Consider the following 19253-nt stretch of genomic DNA (forward strand, 5'->3'; position numbering starts at 1 on the left):
GAGATTTGACATGGCAGAATTTCCCAACACCGGCGGCGCCAAGGCGGAACTGAAGGTCGACCTGCGGCCCACGCTGTTCATCGGCGCCGGCGGCACCGGCATGGAAGTGATGCTGCGGATTCGCCGCCGCATCCTGTCGGAAGTATGGAACCGCCACAATCCGACCCGGGTCGAATCGATCGCGCAGTTTCCGGTCGCGCGCTTCCTGCACTTCGACCTCGATAACAACGCCATCATCGACGAGGGCAAATCGCAGCGCACCGACCCATTGTACGAACTGGTCAAGCTGGCCGACGACGAGCGCCTGGTCGAGCCGCTCGACCTGCCCCAGTACCACGAATCGGACGACAGCCTGGCGCGTTTCCCGCTGATCGAAAACTGGATGCCGCTGCGCCCCAAGAAACTGCGCTCGCTCGGGATCGACCCGTCCAAGGGCGCGGGCCAGATCCGCGCGCTGGCGCGACTGTACCTGTTCGACAAATATCCCAAGCTGCGCGGGCGGATCAAAGGCGCGCTGAATTTCTTGAGCAGCAATGCCGGTAACGAGCGCAAGGAAACCTACCAGCGTCTCGGCCTGCAAGTCGATACGTCCAAGTTCCGCATCGTCGTCATCGCCTCCTGCGCCGGTGGCACGGGCGCCGGCAGCGCCATCGACCTTGGCTGGATTTCCAAGGCCATCGCGCGCCAGGAAGTGTCCGACAACCAGGTCGACCTGGTGATGTTCATGCCGTCCGGTTTCGCCAAGGCCAACAAGGAGCGCACCGAGGCCAATGCCTACGCGACCCTGATGGAGCTGGAAACCACCATGCGCGACATGAACGCGCAAGTACGCTGGGCCGAGCCGGACAGCCTGGTGGGCAAGGGCGCACCGTTCGACGATGTGTATTTCGTCGACACCGCCAACCTGGCCAACAAGGCGACCGGCGACGTCAAGGATATCTACCAGATGGTGGCCGACACCCTGTTCGAGGACTTCGCCTCGGCCGATTTTGCCAACCGCAAGCGCTCGATCGCGGTCAACCAGCAGCAGCACAAGCTCGGGCCCTTCAATCCACGCGTGCCGGAACAGCGCTTCGGCGACATGCGCCTGTCGTACTCGAAGGTGTATTCGGCTTTCGGCCAGGCGGTGCTCGACACCCAGCAAAGCCTGCGCGACGATATCCGCGCCTACGAACTGGCCGCGCTGATGGTCAAGGCCTTCTTTGGCCTGATGGGGACTGACGGCGTGGCCGCGCGCCGCGCGGGCGACCAGGAACGCGACATCTTCATGCGCGAGCAGATGGCGATGAGCGAGCATCCGTTCGACGAATTCCCCGACTTCAAAAAGGGCACGGTGGACCTGACGCCGTTCCAGGAATACGCGCTGACCGACCAGCTGCTGATGGACAAGGACCAGCGCTCGCTGCTGGAGCGGGTCGAAAGCAAGGTGCAGCTGGAAATCGACCGCATCATGGGTTCCTACGACCTGGGCGTGTGGCGCGAAAAAGTGGCAGAGCTATTGCCGCACCTGGAGCGCGACGCCATCCGCGAAGCCGGCGCCACCGCCGAAACGAGCGAAGACCGCATCAAGCGCCACACGGTCGAACTGACCACGCGCCTCAAGGGCCGGGCGCGCACCCAGTTGTACGCGCTGCTGGACGACCGCAAGCAGGGCGGCCTGGAATTCGTGCTCTCGCTGCTGGAACAGATCAAGGCGCGCCTGCTGCAGCGCGACCTGGGCAACGCCGAACGCAATGGCAAGCGCTATCGCGACATCCGCGATGCACTGCGCACGCGCCAGGTCGAGGAGTCGCTGGGCAACCTGTCGCAGGCGGCCAGCCGCCTGTTCGGCAAGGATGTCCAGTCGCGCGAAGTGATGGCTCACCTCAAGCGCGACATTGCCGACTACCTGCGCTTTCACATGCTGGCAGTGGCGGCCGGCCAGTCGATCGAAGTGATGCGCGCCATGTCGGCCTGGCTGGGCGACCCGCAAAGCACCGACGAACAGGGGCAGCCCGTATGGAGCGGCATCGCCGGCGAATTCCAGGAGGGCCGCCGCTGCGTGCAGGCCATGCTGGGCGCGGTCGACCAGCGCATCGACCAGCTGCGTGCCGACGCGCGCCACGAACACGCCACCTGCATCAAGCTGGCCAGCGATGTCTTGCCCGATCCGGTGGCCTTGAGCGGCGACATCCATGCCTGGAGCGAGGAAGTGCTGCTCGAATTCGGCGGCTCCGCGCGCCTGTTCCCGCAACTGGGCGATGAAAAACTGCGCGCCAGCCTGCTGCTCAAGCTGTTCCGCCGGGCCCAGACCCAGCTCACCGTGCAGGAGGCGGGCGACGCCGAACCCGTCGATCCGCTGCTCGAACGCCTTAACGCCATGTCGCCCCAGGAGCGCCAGCGCATCTTCAACGAGTGGCTTAAAAGCGCCATGCCGTGGATGAATGCGCGCTTTTCCGCCGAGTTCACGCCCAAGGCCGACCAGTTCAAGTGCTTTATCGGCGTGGGCGACGTCAATGCCTGGCGCAAGATGGAAACCGAAATCCGCGCCGCCGTGCCGGCCGGTTCCTTCCATGGCGACCTGGTCTCGGTGGTCAACACCGGCATTAACGGCAAGGCCGTGTGCTATATCGAGCTGTCCGGGTTCCCGATGACGGTGCTGCGCGGCCTGCCGACCTGGCGCACCTCGTACCAGATCGAGAATCCCAAGATTCCGACCCACCTGCATTTCGACGCGACGCGCTTCCGGCATCCGATTTCGCCATCGATGGATGAACTGAACCGCCTGGCCGACGATTACGAGTGGTTCTTGCAGGCCAACGCGCTCGGCGTCATCCGCCGCAAGGGCGACCTGGCCGACCGCGAAGCGTCGTTCCAGCCGCGCGGGCAGTACCTGTTCGAGGTCGAGCCGGGGTCCGGCGAGTGGCTCCAGATCGGCAACGAGTTTGCGATCCGCTCCAACGGCTTGCCGCCGTTCTACCGCGAACAGGTGATCGCCGCCGTGCAGCAGCGCCTGGCCGGCGTGGGACCGGCCCAGCTGACCATGCTGGCCGCCCTGATGCGCCACTTCCAGCAGCGCGTGTACGAACCGAAGCTCGACGTCGACGAAACCGGCGCCCAGCTGCCGTCGCCGTCGCTGCCGAACATCACCGCGCGCCGCCTGTACGAACAATGGTTCAAGCGCGCCACGGCCATGAACCCGGCGCTGTCCCTGCGCGACATCGATGCCGCCAGCGCCTCGCTGGCCCAGTGGAGCGACACGGTACCCAATTCGGCCAGCGATGCCTACACCTGGGAAGTCGAGAAGGCGGTCGACAAGCGCGCCATCCGCGCCGCTTACCTGGCCAGCGAGTTCGAGGCGGCGCAGGCGCTGGCCGGGCGCGCGCTCGCGCCTCCACCGCCACCGCCGCACGCGGGCGGTGGACGCTATAAACTGTTCATCGACGGCGCGCAGCAGGGACCATATTCGATCGATGAAATCGCGCTGCGCATCGCCCGTGCCGAAGTGGGGTCCGAGACGCGTGTGTGGAACATGCAGTGGAACCCCAAGGCCGACAAGTGGAAGTTCGCGGGCGACCTGCCGGAGCTGGCTGCCCTGTTCGACGATGCCATTCCCGACCCCGATAACGACATACCCGATCCAGACTGACGCCATGAACCTGCAAGACCAAGTGATCTACCGCTGCATCGATGCCGCCTGCGCGCGGCCGATGCCGCGCCGGGTCGATTTTTGTCCGTACTGCGGCGCTCCCCAGCACGACGGGGCGCGCAGGCCCGCGTCCGCCCCCGCGTTTGCCCCCGCTTCTGCGGCGCCTGCGGCTGCGCCGGCGCCGGCCGTGTCGCCGCTCGACGCCCCCTCGTTCGTGCAGGTAGTGCCTGTGGCGCCGCCAGCGCCACCGAAGCCGGCAGCGGCCGCGCCGGCGCGCAAGACCACGGCGCGGCCCGCGCCGGCCGCCGCTACCGGGCTGCGCAAGCCAATCCGCCTGCGCTACTGGCTGATGGCGCTGGCGCTGCTGGCCGTGATCTGGTTCACGGCCAAGCCGGAACCGAAACGGGTCGAGGCGCGCATCGCCGAGGCCACCGAGCTGGCTGAAAAATGCAAGATCAAGGAAGCGCAGGACGAGGTGGTCGCGCTCAGGGCCGACAAGGTCAGCGCGGCGCAACTGCGCCGCTTGCAGTCGTCGATCAACGCGGCGGCCGACGCCTGCGAACGCAAGCACCCGCGCGTGGTCAAGCCCAAGGCTACCCCAAGGAACGAGCCGCCGGCGGTGTCGTCCAGGCCCGCGCCACGGCCCGTGGAACGCCCGCTGGACCCGTCGGCGCGCAACCTGATCGCGGAAGCCGAGCGCCAGATCGCGCAGGGCGATTACCGGGCCGCCGCCGCCAAGCTGGAAACCTGCATCGCCATGGTGGAGGGCGGCAGCCGCGAGTGCGCCGCTTTCAAGAAATACGCCAACCGCCTGCTCAGGGAAATGGAGAGCTGCGTGGCGTCGGGACGTTACTGGAGCAACGGACGCTGCACGTAAGTACAATCGTGTCATAAAGTCCAGCGCTACTCGTCTGACATGTATCTTTTTTGTAAAGATTGTCAAAGTGCTTGCTGAAATGTTGCTGGTTGGTCTAGGATCGACACTTTCCTCTCATTGGAGACGTCGATGGCTCTCAGCAGAATTCTCCCGTCGCTGGCACTGGCCTGCGGTGCAGCCTCGGCGCAAGCTGCCAGCTTCGACTGCGTGGCGCCCGAGTTTCCCGATAAATCGGTGTCGAGCCAGGCCGCGCGCCGGGTGGACGACCAGGTGCGCGCGTGGGAAAAGTGCTATGCCCAGTTCCGCGCCGGCCACTGGAGCATCGATGCCGCGCGCCAGAACGACGAAGTGGCGGCCGGCCTGGAACGCTGGATGACGCTCACGCGCAGCCAGGGCCGGCGCAGCAGCGCCGATGGGCCGGCCCGGATCGCACGCGACAAACGCGATAGCCAGGCCGCGCGCTTCGTCGAACAGGCTCCGGTTCAATACGCGGTAGAACTGCCCTGACCCCGGGCCGGGTCAGGCCAGCGCCCGCATCTCAATCGCAATCCCCGACAGCACCGCGTTGCCCGACAGGGGATCGCGCAGGTTTTCATCCAGCAGGGCGTTCAGGTTCACGCCCGGCCGCTCGGCCGCCACCCGCATCCGCGTGCCTTCCAGGTTGTGGCCCCAGCCATGCGGCAGGCTGACCACGCCCGGCATCATCTGCGCCGAGATCTCCACCTGCACTTCGATCATGCGCCCGCCATTGCGGATCTGCGCCATGGCGCCGTCGACCAGGCCGCGCCGCGCCGCATCAATCGGATGGACCAGCGCCGTGCAGCGGTAGGCGCCCTTGGCCAGCACCGGCAGGTTGTGCATCCAGCTATTGTTCGAGCGTAGCTGGCGCCGGCCCACGATGACCAGGTCCGGCGCCGGCGCTTGCAGGTCGGCCGCGGCGCGCGCCAGGTCGTCGAGCAGCGCCTGCGGCGCCAGTTCGATCTTGCCCGACGGCGTGCGCAGCGCTTCCGGAATGCGGCTGCCCATCGGCCCCAGATCGATGCCCGAGGGGGCCGCCTTCAGCCGCGCCAGGGTCAGCCCGTCCGGGTTCTTTCCGAACTGGTCGCCGTAAGGGCCGCTGCGCAGCGCCAGGTCGAGCATGCGTTCGGCGCCGCGCTGGCTGCCCAGGGCCGCCAGCAGCGCGGGGGCGGCCGGTCCGGCGGCGCGCGCCACTTCCTCCTGCAGCAGCTCGTCGTCGAGCGCGTCGATATCGGCCGTCGCGCCCAGTCCCTTGGCGATGGCGGCGATGCGCATCAGGCTTTGCCACTCGTCCGGCTGCCCGCCCGCGCGCGCCAGCACGGGCGCGCTGAAACGCGCATGGTTACGGTGCGAGAACTGGGTGAAACTGACGTCGTAGTGCGCGTCTTCCAGCGGCGAGACGCCCGGCAAAATAACGTCGGCGTGGCGCGAGGTTTCGTTGAGGTAGATATCGAGGCTGACCATGAAGTCGAGCTGGTCGAGCGCCTTGGACAGGCGCGCCCCGTTCGGCGCCGACAGTACCGGATTGGCGGCGATGGCGATCAGGGCGCGGATCTGGCCGGGGCCGGGGGTGTCGATTTCCTCGGCCAGGCAGGTCACCGGCAGCTCGCCCGACACTTCGGCCGCGCCCGAGACGCGCGAACGAAAACGCCCGCTGACCACACCGCGCCCGATGCCCGGCGCGCCGCGCGTATTGGCGGCGAAGGCGGCCGCTTTCGGGAACATGGCGCCGCCTTCTTCATCGAGGTGCCCGGTCAGCACGTTGATGACGTCGATCAGCCACGAACACAGGGTGCCGAACTGCTGGGTGCAGGTGCCGATGCGCCCGTAGATGGCCGCGCGCGGCGTGTTGGCCAAGCTGCGCGCGAGCTGGCGCATGGTGGCCGCATCGATGCCGCAGCGCGCTGCCACCAGTTCGGGCGCGTAGCCGCGCACCGCCGCTTCGACCTGTTCCAGGCCCACCGTATGGCCGGACAGGCGCCCGAGGCGCACCAGGTTTTCGTCGAACAGCGCGTGCGCGATCCCGAGCAGGAAGAAGACGTCGGCGCCGGGCCGGATGAAGTGATGGGCGTCGGCCACGTCGGCCGTTTCGGTGCGGCGCGGATCGACCACCACCAGCTGGCCGCCGCGCGCGCGCAAGGCCTTGGCCTTGCCGCGAAAGTCCGGCACGGTCCACAGGCTGCCGTTCGAGACCATCGGATTCGCACCCAATATCAGCAGGAAGTCGCAGCGTTCGATGTCGGGCACCGGCACCGACAGCCAGCTGCCGAACATCAGCCCGACCGACAGCATCTTGGGAACCTGGTCGACGCTCGACGCCGAATACATATTGCGCGTGCCGAGGGCTTTTGCCAGGCGCGCGAAGTACAGCATCAGGCTCATTTTGTGGGAGACCGGGTTGCCCAGTACCGTGGCCACGGCATTGGCGCCGCCGGCGGCGATGACGGGCGGCAGGCGCTTGTCGATTTCGGCGTAGGCTTCGTCCCAGGTGGCCGGCTCGAACACGCCATTGCGCTTGATGAGCGGCGTGCGCAGGCGGTCCGGATCGTCGTGCAGGTCTTTCAGGCCGATCGCCTTGGGACACAGGAAGCCGTGCGAGAACACGTCATTGGCGTCGCCGCGGATGCGCACCACCTTGTTCTCTTCGAGGTCCAGTTCAAGTCCGCAGCAGGCTTCGCAGAACGGACAAATGCGGTGCGCGCTGGTGGCGGGTGGGGTGGTAGGCAGGGTGCTGGACAAGGTCATGGGAGCGCTTTCCAAAAAATCGAACGGTCGTGCGATTGTGTGCACTTAGTGCCCAACTGTCAACCGGAATGTCGGGCACGGGTGTATGCTATTGAGCAACAACAACCGTAGGGGAAATCATGAAAATCACATCGCTCATCGGCTGCGCAACGATGGCCGTGGCGCTGGCCGCGCTGGCTGGCTGCCACAAGGACGAGCAGGGCATGGGACCGGCGCAGAAGGCCGGCGCCAAACTCGACAAGGCCGGCGACACCGTCGGCGACAATCTCAAGGCCAACGTCGACAAGGCCGAAGAGGCGGGCAAGAAGATCACCGATGCGGCCAAGGCGACCGGCGACAAGATCAACGAGGCGACCCAGGACGCCAGCAAGGGCCTGAATCAGGCGACCGAGAATGTCGGCAAGAAGGTGGAAGAAGCGGGCGAAAAGATCCAGGAAGCGGCGCGCAAATAACAGCGGTCAGCCGTGGCCGCGCGCCGGCTCCAGCGGCGCCCGCACGGCCATGGCGCGCCAGTCGTCGACCGCCTCCGGGCTCACCACCAGCGCCACCATGTTCGGAAAGCGCTCCAGCATCCGGTCCAGCCACGGCATGTCCTGCATCACCTGATCGATGCCGGGCCGCGCCGGCTCGCGCAAGCGTGCCAGCACCCGGCGCCGCCGCGCCAGTGCCGGATGGCGCTGGGCGTTGAACAGCGCCAGTTCGGCCACGGCGCGGTCGACCAGCACGCCGGCCGCGCCGAAGCGCAGCAGCCGGCTTCTGTCGCCGGCCCAGTCGAACAGGCTGGCCGCCACCGGCAGCAGCGTTTCGTGGCCCGGCTTCCAGCCCGCAGCCAGCAGGTGTGTCATGACTTCCTCGAACAGGGTGCGCGCGCAGACATTGACCATGGCCTCGCCGTCGAGGATGCGTTCCAGCTCGCGCCGCCAGGAGGCGTCGTCGCCGGCCACGTGCGCCTGCGTCAGGCGCGGCAGCGCCGCGCCATACTGTGCGATGGCCAGGTCGCACAGGTGCTGCGGGTCGCTGCGGTCCAGGTCGGGCTGCAAGGGCTGCTTGCCGCTGGCGGCGGACACCGGCATGAGCCGCTCGGCCGCCTGCGCCGCCCACGCCAGCGCCATTTCGTAGGCTTCGCGAAGGTACTGGAAGCCGGCGGCGTCGCCTTCCTGGTCGATCTGTTTGAGTTCGCGCGCGTAGGCGCGCCGCACCGCGCGCGTGTCGGCGTCCTGGCACAGGCCCAGCCGGGAAAAACAGGGATGGGTGTGGGGCATGTCAGACGATGGTCAGCTTGGGCGGCGCGGGCGGGTTCTTGCTTTCCGGCCAGGTGCCCAGCACGATCGACATGTCGACGTAGCCGGCGCCCCAGGCGCGTTCCAGGTCTTGCTCGATGTCTTCCATCGTGGTCTGCTCGAAGTTGGCGAAGCCGCGCACGCCGTAGGCGCGGTTGCGCCCGTGCGCCTTGGCCAGGTACAGCGCCATGTCGACCAGGTTGACCGCGCGCTCCCACGGCAGCGGATTCGTGCCCGGCACCAGCGGGAAGGGCGCGAAGCCGATCGAGACGTTCACCGACAGCTTCTTGTCCTGGTAGTCGATGCTCTGGTTCGAGATGCCGGTCAGCAGGCGGCGCGCGATTTCCTCGACGCCGCTGCGCGGGATGGCCGGCAGGAAGGCGAGGAATTCTTCGCCGCCCCAGCGCACGATCATGTCGGTTTCGCGCAGGATCTCGCGCAGGCTTTCGGCGATCATCTTGAGCACGGCGTCGCCGGCGGCGTGGCCGTGGCCATCGTTGACGTGCTTGAAGTGGTCGACGTCGAGCAGGAACAGGGCGCCCACGATTTCTTCGCCCGAGGTGCCGGCGCCGCGTTTTTCCACCTGCAGGTGGGTGCGCATGAATTCCTGGAAGTGGCGCCGGTTGTACAAGCCGGTCAGCGGGTCGCGCGAACTTTGCTGCTTCAGTTCCAGGTTCTTCACCTTGAGCTGGGCATTCGCATGGCGCACCTTGCGGTACAGGATGCCGACCACCAGCGCGGCCAGTGCAAACACCACCGCCAGCAGCCACCACACGCGCTGCTGCAGGCGGCGGTTGTCGATTTCGGTCGACTTGAGCTGGTTCTCGCGGCTTAAGAGTTCGATCTGGCGCTGCTTCTTTTCGGTGTCGTATTTTTCCTGCAGCTCCAGCGTGGCTTTCTGGCGCCGTTTTTCAAACAGTTCGTTCGACAGCGCCCGCTCGCGGTGGTAGGCCCTGACCGCGCCCGCCATGTCGCCGGCGCGTTCGAGCGCGGCGCCGTATTCCATCAGCACTTCCTGCAGTTCCGGCTTGTCGCCGACTTTTTCGTACCACGCCAGGCCCAGCTCGAAATGGCGCTTTCCCTCGGCCAGGCTGCCCAGGCCGAGGTAGGCCTGGCCCAGGTTCAGGTGCGCGGTCGCTGCGGTGCTCTCGTCGTTCAGGCTGCGCGCCGCCTGCAAGGCCTGGTTTGCGTAGGTCAGGGTGCGCGCGTAATCGCGCTGCTTGAGGTAACTGTCCGACAGGTTCACCAGGGTCCCGGCGATCATCGCCTCGGCGCCGATCTGGCGCTCGTACGCCAGCCCGGCGAGCAGGGCGCGCAGGCCGCGCTGCGGCTGGTTGGTTTCGACCGCCAGGCCGTATTCGGTATCCTTCAGGGTCGCCAGGCGGCCCGGCGAATTGGTCTGCTCGGCCAGCGCGGTCGCTTCTTCGAGGGCCTCGAAGCCCTTGTCGTGTTCATTCAGTTGACCGTACAGGAAGGCCAGCGCGTTGAGCGCCTGGACTTTCGGAATCGGCTGGCCGTACTGGCGCGCCAGGGTCAGCGCGGTCTGCATCTTGGCCATCGCCGCCGGAAAATTGCCGTCTTCGGAGTAGGCCTGGCCCGAGGTGATGGCCGCCTGCACGCGCAGCGCCAGGTCGTCGGTGGTGTTGGCGATCTTTTCGCCTTCCCACGCCAGCTGGTGCGACAGGGCCAGCTGGTCCATGCGCGAGACGACGTACGCCTTGGTCAGCAAGCCTTTGGCGCTGACCACATTGTCTTTCTTGTCGCGCCCGAACGCGATCAGTTCTTCGGCCGCAGCCAGCGATTCAGGCACCTTGTTCATGCCGCGCAGGGCCAGGCATAGCTGGACCAGGAAGTCGGCCTTGGTGCGCATCGGGGCCGCGCGCGCCTCGCTCTCGATCTGGCGCAGCGCGGCGAGCGCCTTGGGCGGCACGTAGCGGTTCATCTCGCGGATCTCGACCAGGCGCGCATCGAGCACCGGGTGCTGGGCATGCGCCAGACCCGACCCCAGGCATAGCGATGCCAGCAGCACGCGGACCTTGCGGCCATGCGAGGTGTCTGATAAACCTGCCAACATCACGTTCCTTAATGTGAAAAGCGCTGTTTTCCGGAGGGGAAAACTGCAATCAATTATATTCTTGTTGCAGTCTGGAAAGTCCTAGTTGCACTCAGATTGTGCCTCTAAATGCACATTTTTGTGGCAGGCGCGTGCGTTTCGATGCCGCTTTGGCATGGAAGTGTTGGTGCCATACGACGCCATCGCGGCACTTGAGGACCCCGATCTTGCCGCCCGTCGCATTTGCGAGCCGGCGCCGTGCGCTTCCCTTATATTTCCTGCAAGCCCATCAATAATGTCAGGAAATACAATGCTTGAGCTATGCAATGTGGTCAAAACATTTGGCAAGGATGTCCGCGCGGTGGACGGCGTGAGCCTGACGCTCGGGCCTGGCGTGGTCGGCCTGATCGGCCACAATGGCGCCGGCAAGACCACCCTGATGCAGATGATCGCCACCCTCACGCGCCCCAGCAGCGGCCGGATCCTGTTCGACGGCGTCGATATCGCCGCCCGGCCGCAGGACATCCGGCGCCGGCTCGGCTACCTGCCGCAGGATTTCGGGGTCTATCCGAACCTGTCCGCGCTCGAATTCATGCAGTATTTCGCCGCCCTCAAGGGCGTGCGCGACCCGGCCCGCATCCGCTATCTGCTCGAACTGGTCAACCTGCACGAGCAGGCCAGGCGGCCGGCGGCCTCGTTCTCGGGCGGGATGCGGCGCCGCCTCGGCATCGCCCAGGCCTTGCTGAACGACCCCGACATCCTGATCGTCGACGAGCCGACCGCCGGCCTCGATCCGGAGGAGCGCCTGCGCTTTCGCAACCTGCTCGGCGAACTCGGATTCGACAAGCTGGTGATCATGTCGACCCACATCGTGTCCGACGTCGAGAGCATCGCCGGCCAGCTGGCCACCATGGATGCCGGCAAACTGATCGCCTGCGAGATGCCGCGCGTGATCCTCGACCGGGCGCGCGGACGCATCTGGTCGGCCAAGGTGGGCGCGGCCGAATACGAGCAGTTGCGCAAGCGGGTCAGCGTGCTGCATGCGCAGCGCGAAGGCGAGCATGTGGCGCTGCGCATGGTCCATGCTGCTTCGCCCTGCGATGGGGCGCGCGTGGCCGAACCGACCCTCGAAGAAGCACTGATGGCGCAGCGCCACGCGCTCAGGGAGGCCGCATGAAGCGGCACGTGCTCAGGGCGCTGGCGCTGGCCGAAGTGCGCCTGCGCATGCGGCGCGCCTCCACCATGGTCGCGCTGCTGGCAGTGGTGGCCCTCTGCTGGGCGATGATCGCCGATCCGGCCGGCGGCGAAGCGCTGCTGGTCTTTAACAAGGCGCGCGTGCTTTACACCAGTTCCGCACTGGCGCTGGGCAGCGCCACGCTGGGCGCCGTGCTGTTCGGACTGGGCGGTTTTTACCTGGTACGCGGGCGCATGAGCGAAGACCTGCGCAGCGGGGTCGGCGGCGTGATCGGCGCCACGCCGGTCGCCAGCGGCGTGTTCCTGGCGGGACGCTGGCTGGGCTGCGTGGCGTACCTGGGCGCGCTGGTGGCCGCCTTCATGCTCACCATGCTGGTACTGCACGCGCTGCGCGGCGAAGGCCCGCTCGAGCCGCTGGTCTACCTGCAAACCTATGCGCTGTTGCTGCTGCCGATGGTGTTTTTCGCGGCCAGCTGCGCCATCCTGTTCGACAGCTGGGCGCCGCTGATGGGCAAGGGCGGCGACCTGCTGTTCTTCCTGCTGTGGGTGGCCCAGCTGGCGCTGATGACGCAGGCCGGGAGCAGCGAACTGCCGGCGCTGATGGTGTTCGATTTTTCGGGACTGGCGGCGGCGGTGGCGACGGTCCAGGGCTTTGTCAGCGGCGCCAATTTTGCCATCGGTTCCAGCAAGTTCGATCCGGCCGTGGCGCCCGTGATCCTGCCGTCGCTGCTGTGGAGCGCGCGCATGATGGCGTTGCGCGGCGCCTCAGGCCTGATCGCGATCCTGCCGCTGCTGCCCGCGTGGTGGCTGTTCCACCGCTATTCGCCGGACCGGGTCAAGCCCGGCCGCGCGCGCGTGCGCCGCTCGCCGCTGGCGCTGCTCAACGCCGCCCTGCGTCCCCTGGCCGCGCTGGCCGCGCCGCTGCTTGGCCTGGCCGCGCACCTGCCCGGCGTGGCCGGCCAGGTGCTGGCCGATATCGCCCTGACCTTCATCATCGCCCCGTCCGCGCTGCTGGCGGTGCTGCTGTGCGCGGGGGGCGCCATGCTGGCACCGGCGGCCGCGCTGCCCGCAGTGCTGCTGGCCGGGGTGGCGTGCTGGGGCATCCTGGTAAGTGACATGAGCACGCGCGACTTTGGCGCCGACACCGAGGATTTGACCGGTGTGGTCAGCGGCGGCGTGGCGCGCCGCTACCTGCGCCAGTACGCGGCCAGCGTGCTGCTCGGGCTGATGTTCACGGGGGCGGTCGCGCTGCGCTGGTCGCTGGCGCAGCCGCTGCGCGCGCTGGCGCAGCCGCTGCGCGCGCTGGCGCTGGTGAGCGGCGTGGCCTGCCTGGCGGCGCTGGCCAGCCTGTTCGGCCGATGCAGCCGCAGCGCGCGCCTGTTCCTGTCGCTGTTCCTGTTCGGGTTGTACGTGGCGCTGAACGCGACCAGGGCGCCGCTGCTCGATGCCGTCGGTTTCAACGGCGCGGCCAACCTGCATTCGCTCGGCATGTATGCGCTGGTGGGGGCGCTGGCGCTGGCGGGCGGCTACCTGTGGAACGCCAGCCGCCCGCAGCGCTAGACGGCCAACTGCTGCAACAGGTACAGGCGCTGGTACAGGCCGCCCTCGACCAGCATCAACTCGTCGTGCGAACCGGCCTCCGAGATGCGCCCGTGATTGAGCACCACGATGCGGTCGGCCTCGCGGATTGTCGACAGGCGGTGCGCGATGGCGATGATGGTGACCCTTCCGCGCAGTTCGTTGAGCGCTTCCTGCACCACCTGTTCGGTGGCGCTGTCGATGTGCGAGGTCGCTTCGTCGAGCAGCAGGATGCGCGGCTTGCCGGCCAGCGCGCGCGCAATCGCAATGAGTTGCTTCTGGCCGGTCGACAGGCGCGAGCCACCTTCGCCGAGCGAGGTGTCGTAGCCCTCTTCCAGCGCGGCGATGAAGTCGTGCGCGTGCGCCGCGCGCGCCGCCGTCTCGATGGCTTCCTGCGACAGGCCGCGCCCCATGTCGATGTTTTCGCGCGCCGACGCCGCCAGCAGGAACGGGTCTTGCGGCACCAGTCCCACCTCGGCGCGGAAGCGCTCGTTGTCGATCGCGGCCAGCGGCTGGCCGTTGATCTCGATGCAGCCCGGGGGTGACGGGTAGTAGCGCAGCAGCAGCGACAGCAGGGTCGATTTGCCGCTGCCGGTGTGGCCGACGATGCCGAAAAAGGCGCCCTGCGGCACGTCCAGGTTCAGCTCATGCAGCACATCCTGGCCCGGCGCATAGCCGAACGTCAGGTCGCGGATGCGCACCGCCGGCGCGTTGGGCGCCGCATGGTCGGTGGGCGCCGCGCGCCCGGCCGCGTGTTCTGGCGCGCCGGCTTCGTCGAGCAGGGCCGCCACGCGCGCGGTCGCCACCACGGCCTGCTGCAAACCGCTGAACTGCATCGTGATCTGGATCATCGGTTCGACCACGCGAGCGATGTAGCTGATGAAGGCGTACAGCACCCCGACTTCGACCGCGTTCATGTCGCGTTGTCCGAAACTGTAGATCACCACCGCCAGCAGGATCACGTTGAGCAGGTCGAGCGCGGGGCGCAGCAGGAACGCGTTGGCGCGCAGCTCGGCCAGGCGCGCCTTGTAGTGCGCCTGGTTGGTGGCGGTAAAGCGCGCGCCGAAACGCTGTTGCGCGTTATTCGCCTGCAGCACGCTCATGCCGCCGATCGATTCGGCGATCTGGCCGTTGATGTCGCTGCGCAGGGCGCGCGCGCGCGTCACCGCCGGCGCCGACAGGCGCTGGTAGACGACCACGATGACCACCACCGCCGGCACCAGGGCCAGCACGATCAGCATCAGGCGCCAGTCCAGCCAGGCCATGGCGATCATGGTCCCGACCAGCACGATGCTGCTGTCGAGGATTACGAACAGCACCTGGATGTACAAGGTCTTGACGGCTTCGGTGTCGTTGGTCACGCGGCTGATCAGCTGGCCGGTGATGGCGCGGTCGAAAAAAGCCATCGGCAAGCGCAGCACATGGCCGAACACCCATTCGCGCAGGCGCTGCACCGAGCGCATGGCCAGTCCCGACAGGCGCACCAGTTGCAGGTAGCGCAGCCAGCTGGCGATCCAGCCGCTCACCAGCATGGCGCCGAGCAGCATGGCCATGCGCGGAAAATCCAGGTGGCGCGGCAGCAGGTGTTCGTCGATCAGGGCCTTGCCGAGGATCGGGCCGATCACTTCCAGCGCGGCGGCGAGAATCAGCCACAGGGTGGCCCACAGCAGGTGGCGGCGGTCGGGATGGGCGGCGCGGCGCAACAGGCCAATGGCTTGCGCGGCCTGTGCGCGCATCGGCTTGGGAGTGGTATCAGAGTGCATCGAGGCTGGCCTCCAGTTGTTGATAGCGCCACTGGCTGGCGTACCAGCCGCCCTGTTCGAGCAGGGCGTCATGGGTGCCCGATTCGACGATGCCCCCGTCGCGCAGCACCACGATCAAGTCGGCGTTGACCACGGCCGAGAGCCGGTGGCTGGCGATGATCACGCTGCGTTCGGGCCGCGCGCGCCGCAGTTCTTCCAGGTGTTCCAGGATCCGCGTTTCGGTGCCGGTATCGACCGCCGACAGGGCGTCGTCGAGCAGCAGCAGGGTGCTGTCGGCCAGCAGCGAACGGGCAATCGCCACGCGCTGGCGCTGGCCGCCCGACAAGGTGATGCCGCGTTCGCCCACCGGCGTGTCGTAGCCCTGCGGGAAGCGCAGGATGTCGTCGTGGATGGCGGCCATGTGGGCCGCGTGTTCGATCTGCGCGCGGGTGGCGTCGGGGCGCGCCAGCGCGATGTTCTCGGCGATGGTGGCCGAGAACAGGAACGATTCCTGCGCCACCCAGCTGATCGCGGCGCGCAAGGTCGCCAGCGTATATTCCGCCAGCGGGCGGCCGCCCCAGCGGGCCTCGCCCGTTTGCGGCGTGGCCTGGCGCAGCAGCACGCGCAGCAGGGTCGATTTGCCGGAACCGGTCGGTCCCACCAGGCCCAGGGTCTGGCCGGGCGCGACGCTGCACGACACGCCGGCCAGCGCCGGGACGGTTTGCCCGGTATAGGTGTAGCCGACCTGCTCGAGCACCAGCGCGCCCGGGGCCAGCTCGGCCACCGTGCCATGGTCGTCCACGCTCAGGGGCGTGTCGAGCAGGGGCTGCACGCGCGCCAGCGCGGCGCGTCCGCGTTCGATCAGCGAGAGCACCCAGCCGGCCGCGAACATCGGCCAGATCAACTGGCCCAGGTACATCGTAAAACTGGTCAGCGCGCCGATGGTCAGCTGGTTTTGCCAGACCAGGTAGCCGCCCAGGCCGAGCGTGAGCGCGCTGGCGGCGGTGAGGGTCAGGCCGACGGCCGGCTCGTAGGCCGCTTCCCATTTCTGGGCGCGCAGGCTGGCGTCGGCCGCGCGCGCGGCCAGTTCGCCGAACTGGGTCGCGCTGCGCTGCTCCAGCCCCAGCGCGCGCAGGGTGCGCACGCCCGACAGGGCTTCCTGCACATGGTCGTTCAGGCTGGAAAAGCGCTTGAGCGAGTCGGTGGCCGCCACGTGGATATGGCTGGAGATGCGCCAGAACGCGAACGCCATGAAGGGGAAGGGCAGCAGGGCGATGCAGGCCAGGCGCCAGTCGACGCCGAGCGTCATGATCCCCAGCACCATGACCAGGGTCAGGGTGCCGTCGAAACCGGCCAGCATGGCTTCGCCGGCCGCCATTTCGATGGCGTCGATATCGTTGGTGGCCAGCGCCATCAGGTCGCCGGTGCGCTGCTTCTGGTAGAACGCCGGTCCCTGTGCCGACAGGCGCGCGTAAAAGCGCGTGCGCAGTTCGACGCCGAGCCGGTAGGCGGCGGCGAACAGGCGCAGGCGCCAGCCGACCCGCAGCAGGTAGATGGCCACGCCCATGGCGAGCAGTTGCAGCAGTCCGCGCAGCAGGTCGCCCGGTGCCAGGCTGTGCGTGGCCAGGCCGTCGATCAGCGCGCCGATCTTGCGTGGAATCCAGACCGTGAATGCGGCCACGCCGGCCAGCATGAAGGCCGACGATATATACGAGCGCCAATGGCGGCGCACAAAGCTGCCGACGAGCTTCGATAAACTCATTACGTTCCTTGGAAGTTGCGCCCAGATGAAAAAAACGGGCCGAAGCCCGTCAATTTACTACTTTTGGCAACTTGGCGCAGAGGCCGGCCTTGTCTGGCGCTCGCCCTTACTTCTTGCGCGCGCCTTTCGACGCGGACGCATCGGCCAGTTTGCCGATGCCCGGCCTGCCCGAATGCGGAGCCGGTGGCGGCGCGGCGTCGACCGGTTTGATGCCGGAGACGTCGATCTGGATCGCGTCGTCGGCCGCCAGCGGCGCGGCGGAGGGCGCGTCTTGCGAGGCGCCGGCGACGATGCCGGCGACCGCGCGCGCGATCGGCGTGGCGTCGGCCAGCGGCAGCGGATCGGGGTCGGACTGGCCGATCGGGTTCATGCTGACGATGATGGGCTCATCGTCGGTGTCGGGTTCGGCCGGGGCAGCGCTGGCGGCGGCTTGCTCGTCGTCGCCGTGCGCTTCATCGTTGGCGGACGCGCGCGCCAGGCTGGGCGCGGACAGGGACGTCACCTTGGCGGCGTCGGTGCCCACGCTGCCGGCGATGCCGAACAGGGCGCGGCCGTAGTCGAGAATGGTGTTGAAGCTCTCGTGGCTGTGCGCGGTCAGCGCCAGCAGGTCGCGCGGGTCTTTTGCTGCCAGCAACTGCTGGAAGGCGGCGGTGGACTTTTCAACGCTGGCGCGGGTGGTGCGCAGGTTCAGGGCAATCAGCTTCTCGGTATGTTCGACCGCCTTGCCGGAAAAGTGGCGGAAAGCGTCGAACTGGGCTTCGAGCTGGGCTTTGCGTGCTGCGGAAAACTGTTCTGGAAGGTTGCTCATGAGGGTTCCTTGGAAGTGTTTTATGACGCGCTGCAATATTGCTAAGTCTATCCATGATTGCCTGCCTTGAAAAGCAATTTTTCAACCGTGCTCACGAAAATATCTTGCATCGCAGCATTTACCCGTTTGGCATGATCGTGACATGGAAAAGCTGCGTCGGCGCGACCCAAGCGCGGCCGAACTCGCTACAATCGGGCGACACCCCTTTTCCAAGGAGCCATCGATGGATCTCGTTATCCGCAACGCCAGCCTGCCCGACGGACGCCTACTGATTGATATCGCGCTCGAGGGTGGGCGCATCGCCGCCGTCGGCCCGCGCCTGGCCGTGCAGGGCGCGCGCGAGATCGACGCCGGCGGCGACCTGGTGACGCCGCCCTTCGTCGACGCCCACTTCCATATGGACGCCACGCTCAGTTACGGCTTGCCGCGGGTGAACCGGAGCGGCACCCTGCTCGAAGGGATCGCCCTGTGGGGCGAACTGAAACCCGGCCTGACCCAGGATGCGCTGGTCGAGCGCGCCATGCAGTATTGCGACTGGGCGGTCGCGCGCGGCTTGCTGGCGATCCGCTCGCACGTCGACATTTGCGACGACCGCCTGCTGGCGGTCGAAGCGCTGCTGGAAGTGCGGCGCCGGGTGGCGCCCTATCTGGACCTGCAGCTGGTCGCGTTTCCGCAAGACGGGATTTTGCGCAGCGCCAGCGCTTTCGATAACCTCAAGCGCGCCGTCAAGATGGGGGTGGACGTGGTGGGCGGGATTCCCCATTTCGAGCGCACCATGAGCGAAGGCGCGGCCTCGGTGCGCCTGCTGTGCGAATACGCGGCGCAGCAGGGACTGCGGGTGGACATGCACTGCGACGAATCGGACGACCCCCTGTCGCGCCATATCGAAACGCTGGCCTTCGAAACCCAGCGCCTCGGCATGCAGGGCAGGGTGGCCGGCTCGCACCTGACCTCGATGCACTCGATGGACAACTACTATGTCAGCAAGCTGCTGCCGCTGATCCGCGAGGCGGGCGTGGCGGCGATTGCCAACCCGCTGATTAACATCACCCTGCAGGGCCGCCACGACACGTACCCGAAACGGCGCGGCATGACGCGCGTTCCCGAGCTGATCGCGGCCGGCGTCGACGTCGCCTTCGGCCACGACTGCGTCATGGACCCCTGGTACAGCCTGGGCTCGGCCGACATGCTGGAAGTGGCGCATATGGGCTTGCACGTGGCGCAGATGACCGGGCAGGAAGCGATGCACCAGTGCTTCCTGGCGGTGACCGAGGTCCCGGCCCGCATCCTTGGGCTGGAAGGCTACGGCCTCGCGCCCGGCTGCCACGCCGACCTGGTGCTGCTGGACGCGGCCAGCACGGTCGAAGCGATCCGCCTGCGCGCGGCGCGGCGCATGGTGATCCGGCGCGGCGTGGCGGTGAGCGAAGCGCCGCGCGCGCGCGCCACCCTGAACCTGCCGGGGCGCGCGGCCGCCACCGATTTCCGCCTCGGGCCGAGGTGAAGGCTTGACGGGCAGGGCGCCATCGGTGCTACACTCGGCAGCGGTCAACCTTGCCAAAACATGAACA

Annotated in this window: 13 protein-coding genes; 7 read left to right on the forward strand and 6 right to left on the reverse strand. The window is 67.4% G+C overall.

The window, feature by feature from the left end; translation table 11 throughout:
- The first annotated feature begins 10 nt into the window (after positions 1-10).
- The 3 genes from F2P44_RS06130 to F2P44_RS06140 all read left to right on the forward strand — a co-directional run bounded on the left by F2P44_RS06130 (position 11) and on the right by F2P44_RS06140 (position 5012).
- Entirely contained in the window at positions 11-3628 is a 3618-nt protein-coding gene (locus F2P44_RS06130; RefSeq protein WP_167085829.1) for a tubulin-like doman-containing protein, read from the forward strand.
- A 4-nt stretch (positions 3629-3632) separates the two neighbouring features.
- Positions 3633-4505, forward strand: a complete 873-nt coding sequence (locus tag F2P44_RS06135; RefSeq protein ID WP_167085830.1) for a hypothetical protein — start codon at positions 3633-3635, stop codon at positions 4503-4505.
- Positions 4506-4634: 129 nt separating this feature from the next.
- Positions 4635-5012: a hypothetical protein gene (locus tag F2P44_RS06140; protein ID WP_167085831.1), complete on the forward strand. Its 378-nt coding sequence runs from the start codon at positions 4635-4637 to the stop codon at positions 5010-5012.
- 12 nt (positions 5013-5024) lie between these two features.
- Here the strand turns inward: F2P44_RS06140 and F2P44_RS06145 are convergent, their stop codons facing one another.
- On the reverse strand, positions 5025-7268 hold the full coding sequence (locus tag F2P44_RS06145) for a molybdopterin-dependent oxidoreductase (RefSeq protein WP_167085832.1): 2244 nt from the start codon (positions 7266-7268) through the stop codon (positions 5025-5027).
- 119 nt (positions 7269-7387) lie between these two features.
- On the opposite strand from F2P44_RS06145, the gene F2P44_RS06150 reads away from it, so the two are divergent.
- Positions 7388-7720: a hypothetical protein gene (locus tag F2P44_RS06150; protein ID WP_229423411.1), complete on the forward strand. Its 333-nt coding sequence runs from the start codon at positions 7388-7390 to the stop codon at positions 7718-7720.
- A gap of 6 nt (positions 7721-7726) precedes the next feature.
- Here the strand turns inward: F2P44_RS06150 and F2P44_RS06155 are convergent, their stop codons facing one another.
- Entirely contained in the window at positions 7727-8530 is an 804-nt protein-coding gene (locus F2P44_RS06155; RefSeq protein ID WP_167085833.1) for a hypothetical protein, read from the reverse strand.
- Position 8531: 1 nt separating this feature from the next.
- Positions 8532-10622: a tetratricopeptide repeat-containing diguanylate cyclase gene (locus F2P44_RS06160; RefSeq protein WP_167085834.1), complete on the reverse strand. Its 2091-nt coding sequence runs from the start codon at positions 10620-10622 to the stop codon at positions 8532-8534.
- A gap of 289 nt (positions 10623-10911) precedes the next feature.
- On the opposite strand from F2P44_RS06160, the gene F2P44_RS06165 reads away from it, so the two are divergent.
- Together F2P44_RS06165 and F2P44_RS06170 are read left to right on the forward strand one after the other, a co-directional pair.
- Complete coding sequence (locus F2P44_RS06165; RefSeq protein WP_167085835.1) at positions 10912-11778, forward strand: ABC transporter ATP-binding protein; 867 nt, start codon at positions 10912-10914, stop codon at positions 11776-11778.
- Positions 11775-13355 (forward strand): ABC transporter permease, encoded by a 1581-nt coding sequence (locus F2P44_RS06170; protein ID WP_167085836.1) that lies wholly within the window; start codon positions 11775-11777, stop codon positions 13353-13355. The genes F2P44_RS06165 and F2P44_RS06170 overlap by 4 nt, the downstream gene beginning before the upstream one ends.
- On the opposite strand, the gene F2P44_RS06175 is transcribed toward F2P44_RS06170, so the two are convergent.
- The 3 genes from F2P44_RS06175 to F2P44_RS06185 form a co-directional block, all read right to left on the reverse strand.
- Positions 13352-15136 carry an ABC transporter ATP-binding protein gene (locus F2P44_RS06175; RefSeq protein WP_229423412.1) on the reverse strand — a complete coding sequence of 595 codons (1785 nt, stop codon included), beginning with the start codon at positions 15134-15136 and terminating at the stop codon, positions 13352-13354. The genes F2P44_RS06170 and F2P44_RS06175 overlap by 4 nt on opposite strands.
- Positions 15126-16877, reverse strand: coding sequence for an ABC transporter ATP-binding protein (locus F2P44_RS06180; RefSeq protein ID WP_167085837.1), 1752 nt, complete (start codon positions 16875-16877; stop codon positions 15126-15128). Before F2P44_RS06180 ends, F2P44_RS06175 begins: the two co-directional genes overlap by 11 nt.
- Before the next feature lie 106 nt (positions 16878-16983).
- A complete protein-coding gene (locus F2P44_RS06185) occupies positions 16984-17685 on the reverse strand; it encodes a phasin family protein (RefSeq protein ID WP_167085838.1) in 702 nt (233 codons plus the stop codon).
- 223 nt (positions 17686-17908) lie between these two features.
- Here F2P44_RS06185 and F2P44_RS06190 point away from each other — a divergent pair, with 223 nt between their 5' ends.
- Complete coding sequence (locus F2P44_RS06190; protein ID WP_167085839.1) at positions 17909-19186, forward strand: amidohydrolase family protein; 1278 nt, start codon at positions 17909-17911, stop codon at positions 19184-19186.
- Positions 19187-19253 lie beyond the last annotated feature (67 nt).

The organism is Massilia frigida (assembly GCF_011682175.1).
In the GTDB taxonomy this organism is placed as follows: domain Bacteria; phylum Pseudomonadota; class Gammaproteobacteria; order Burkholderiales; family Burkholderiaceae_D; genus Telluria_A; species Telluria_A frigida.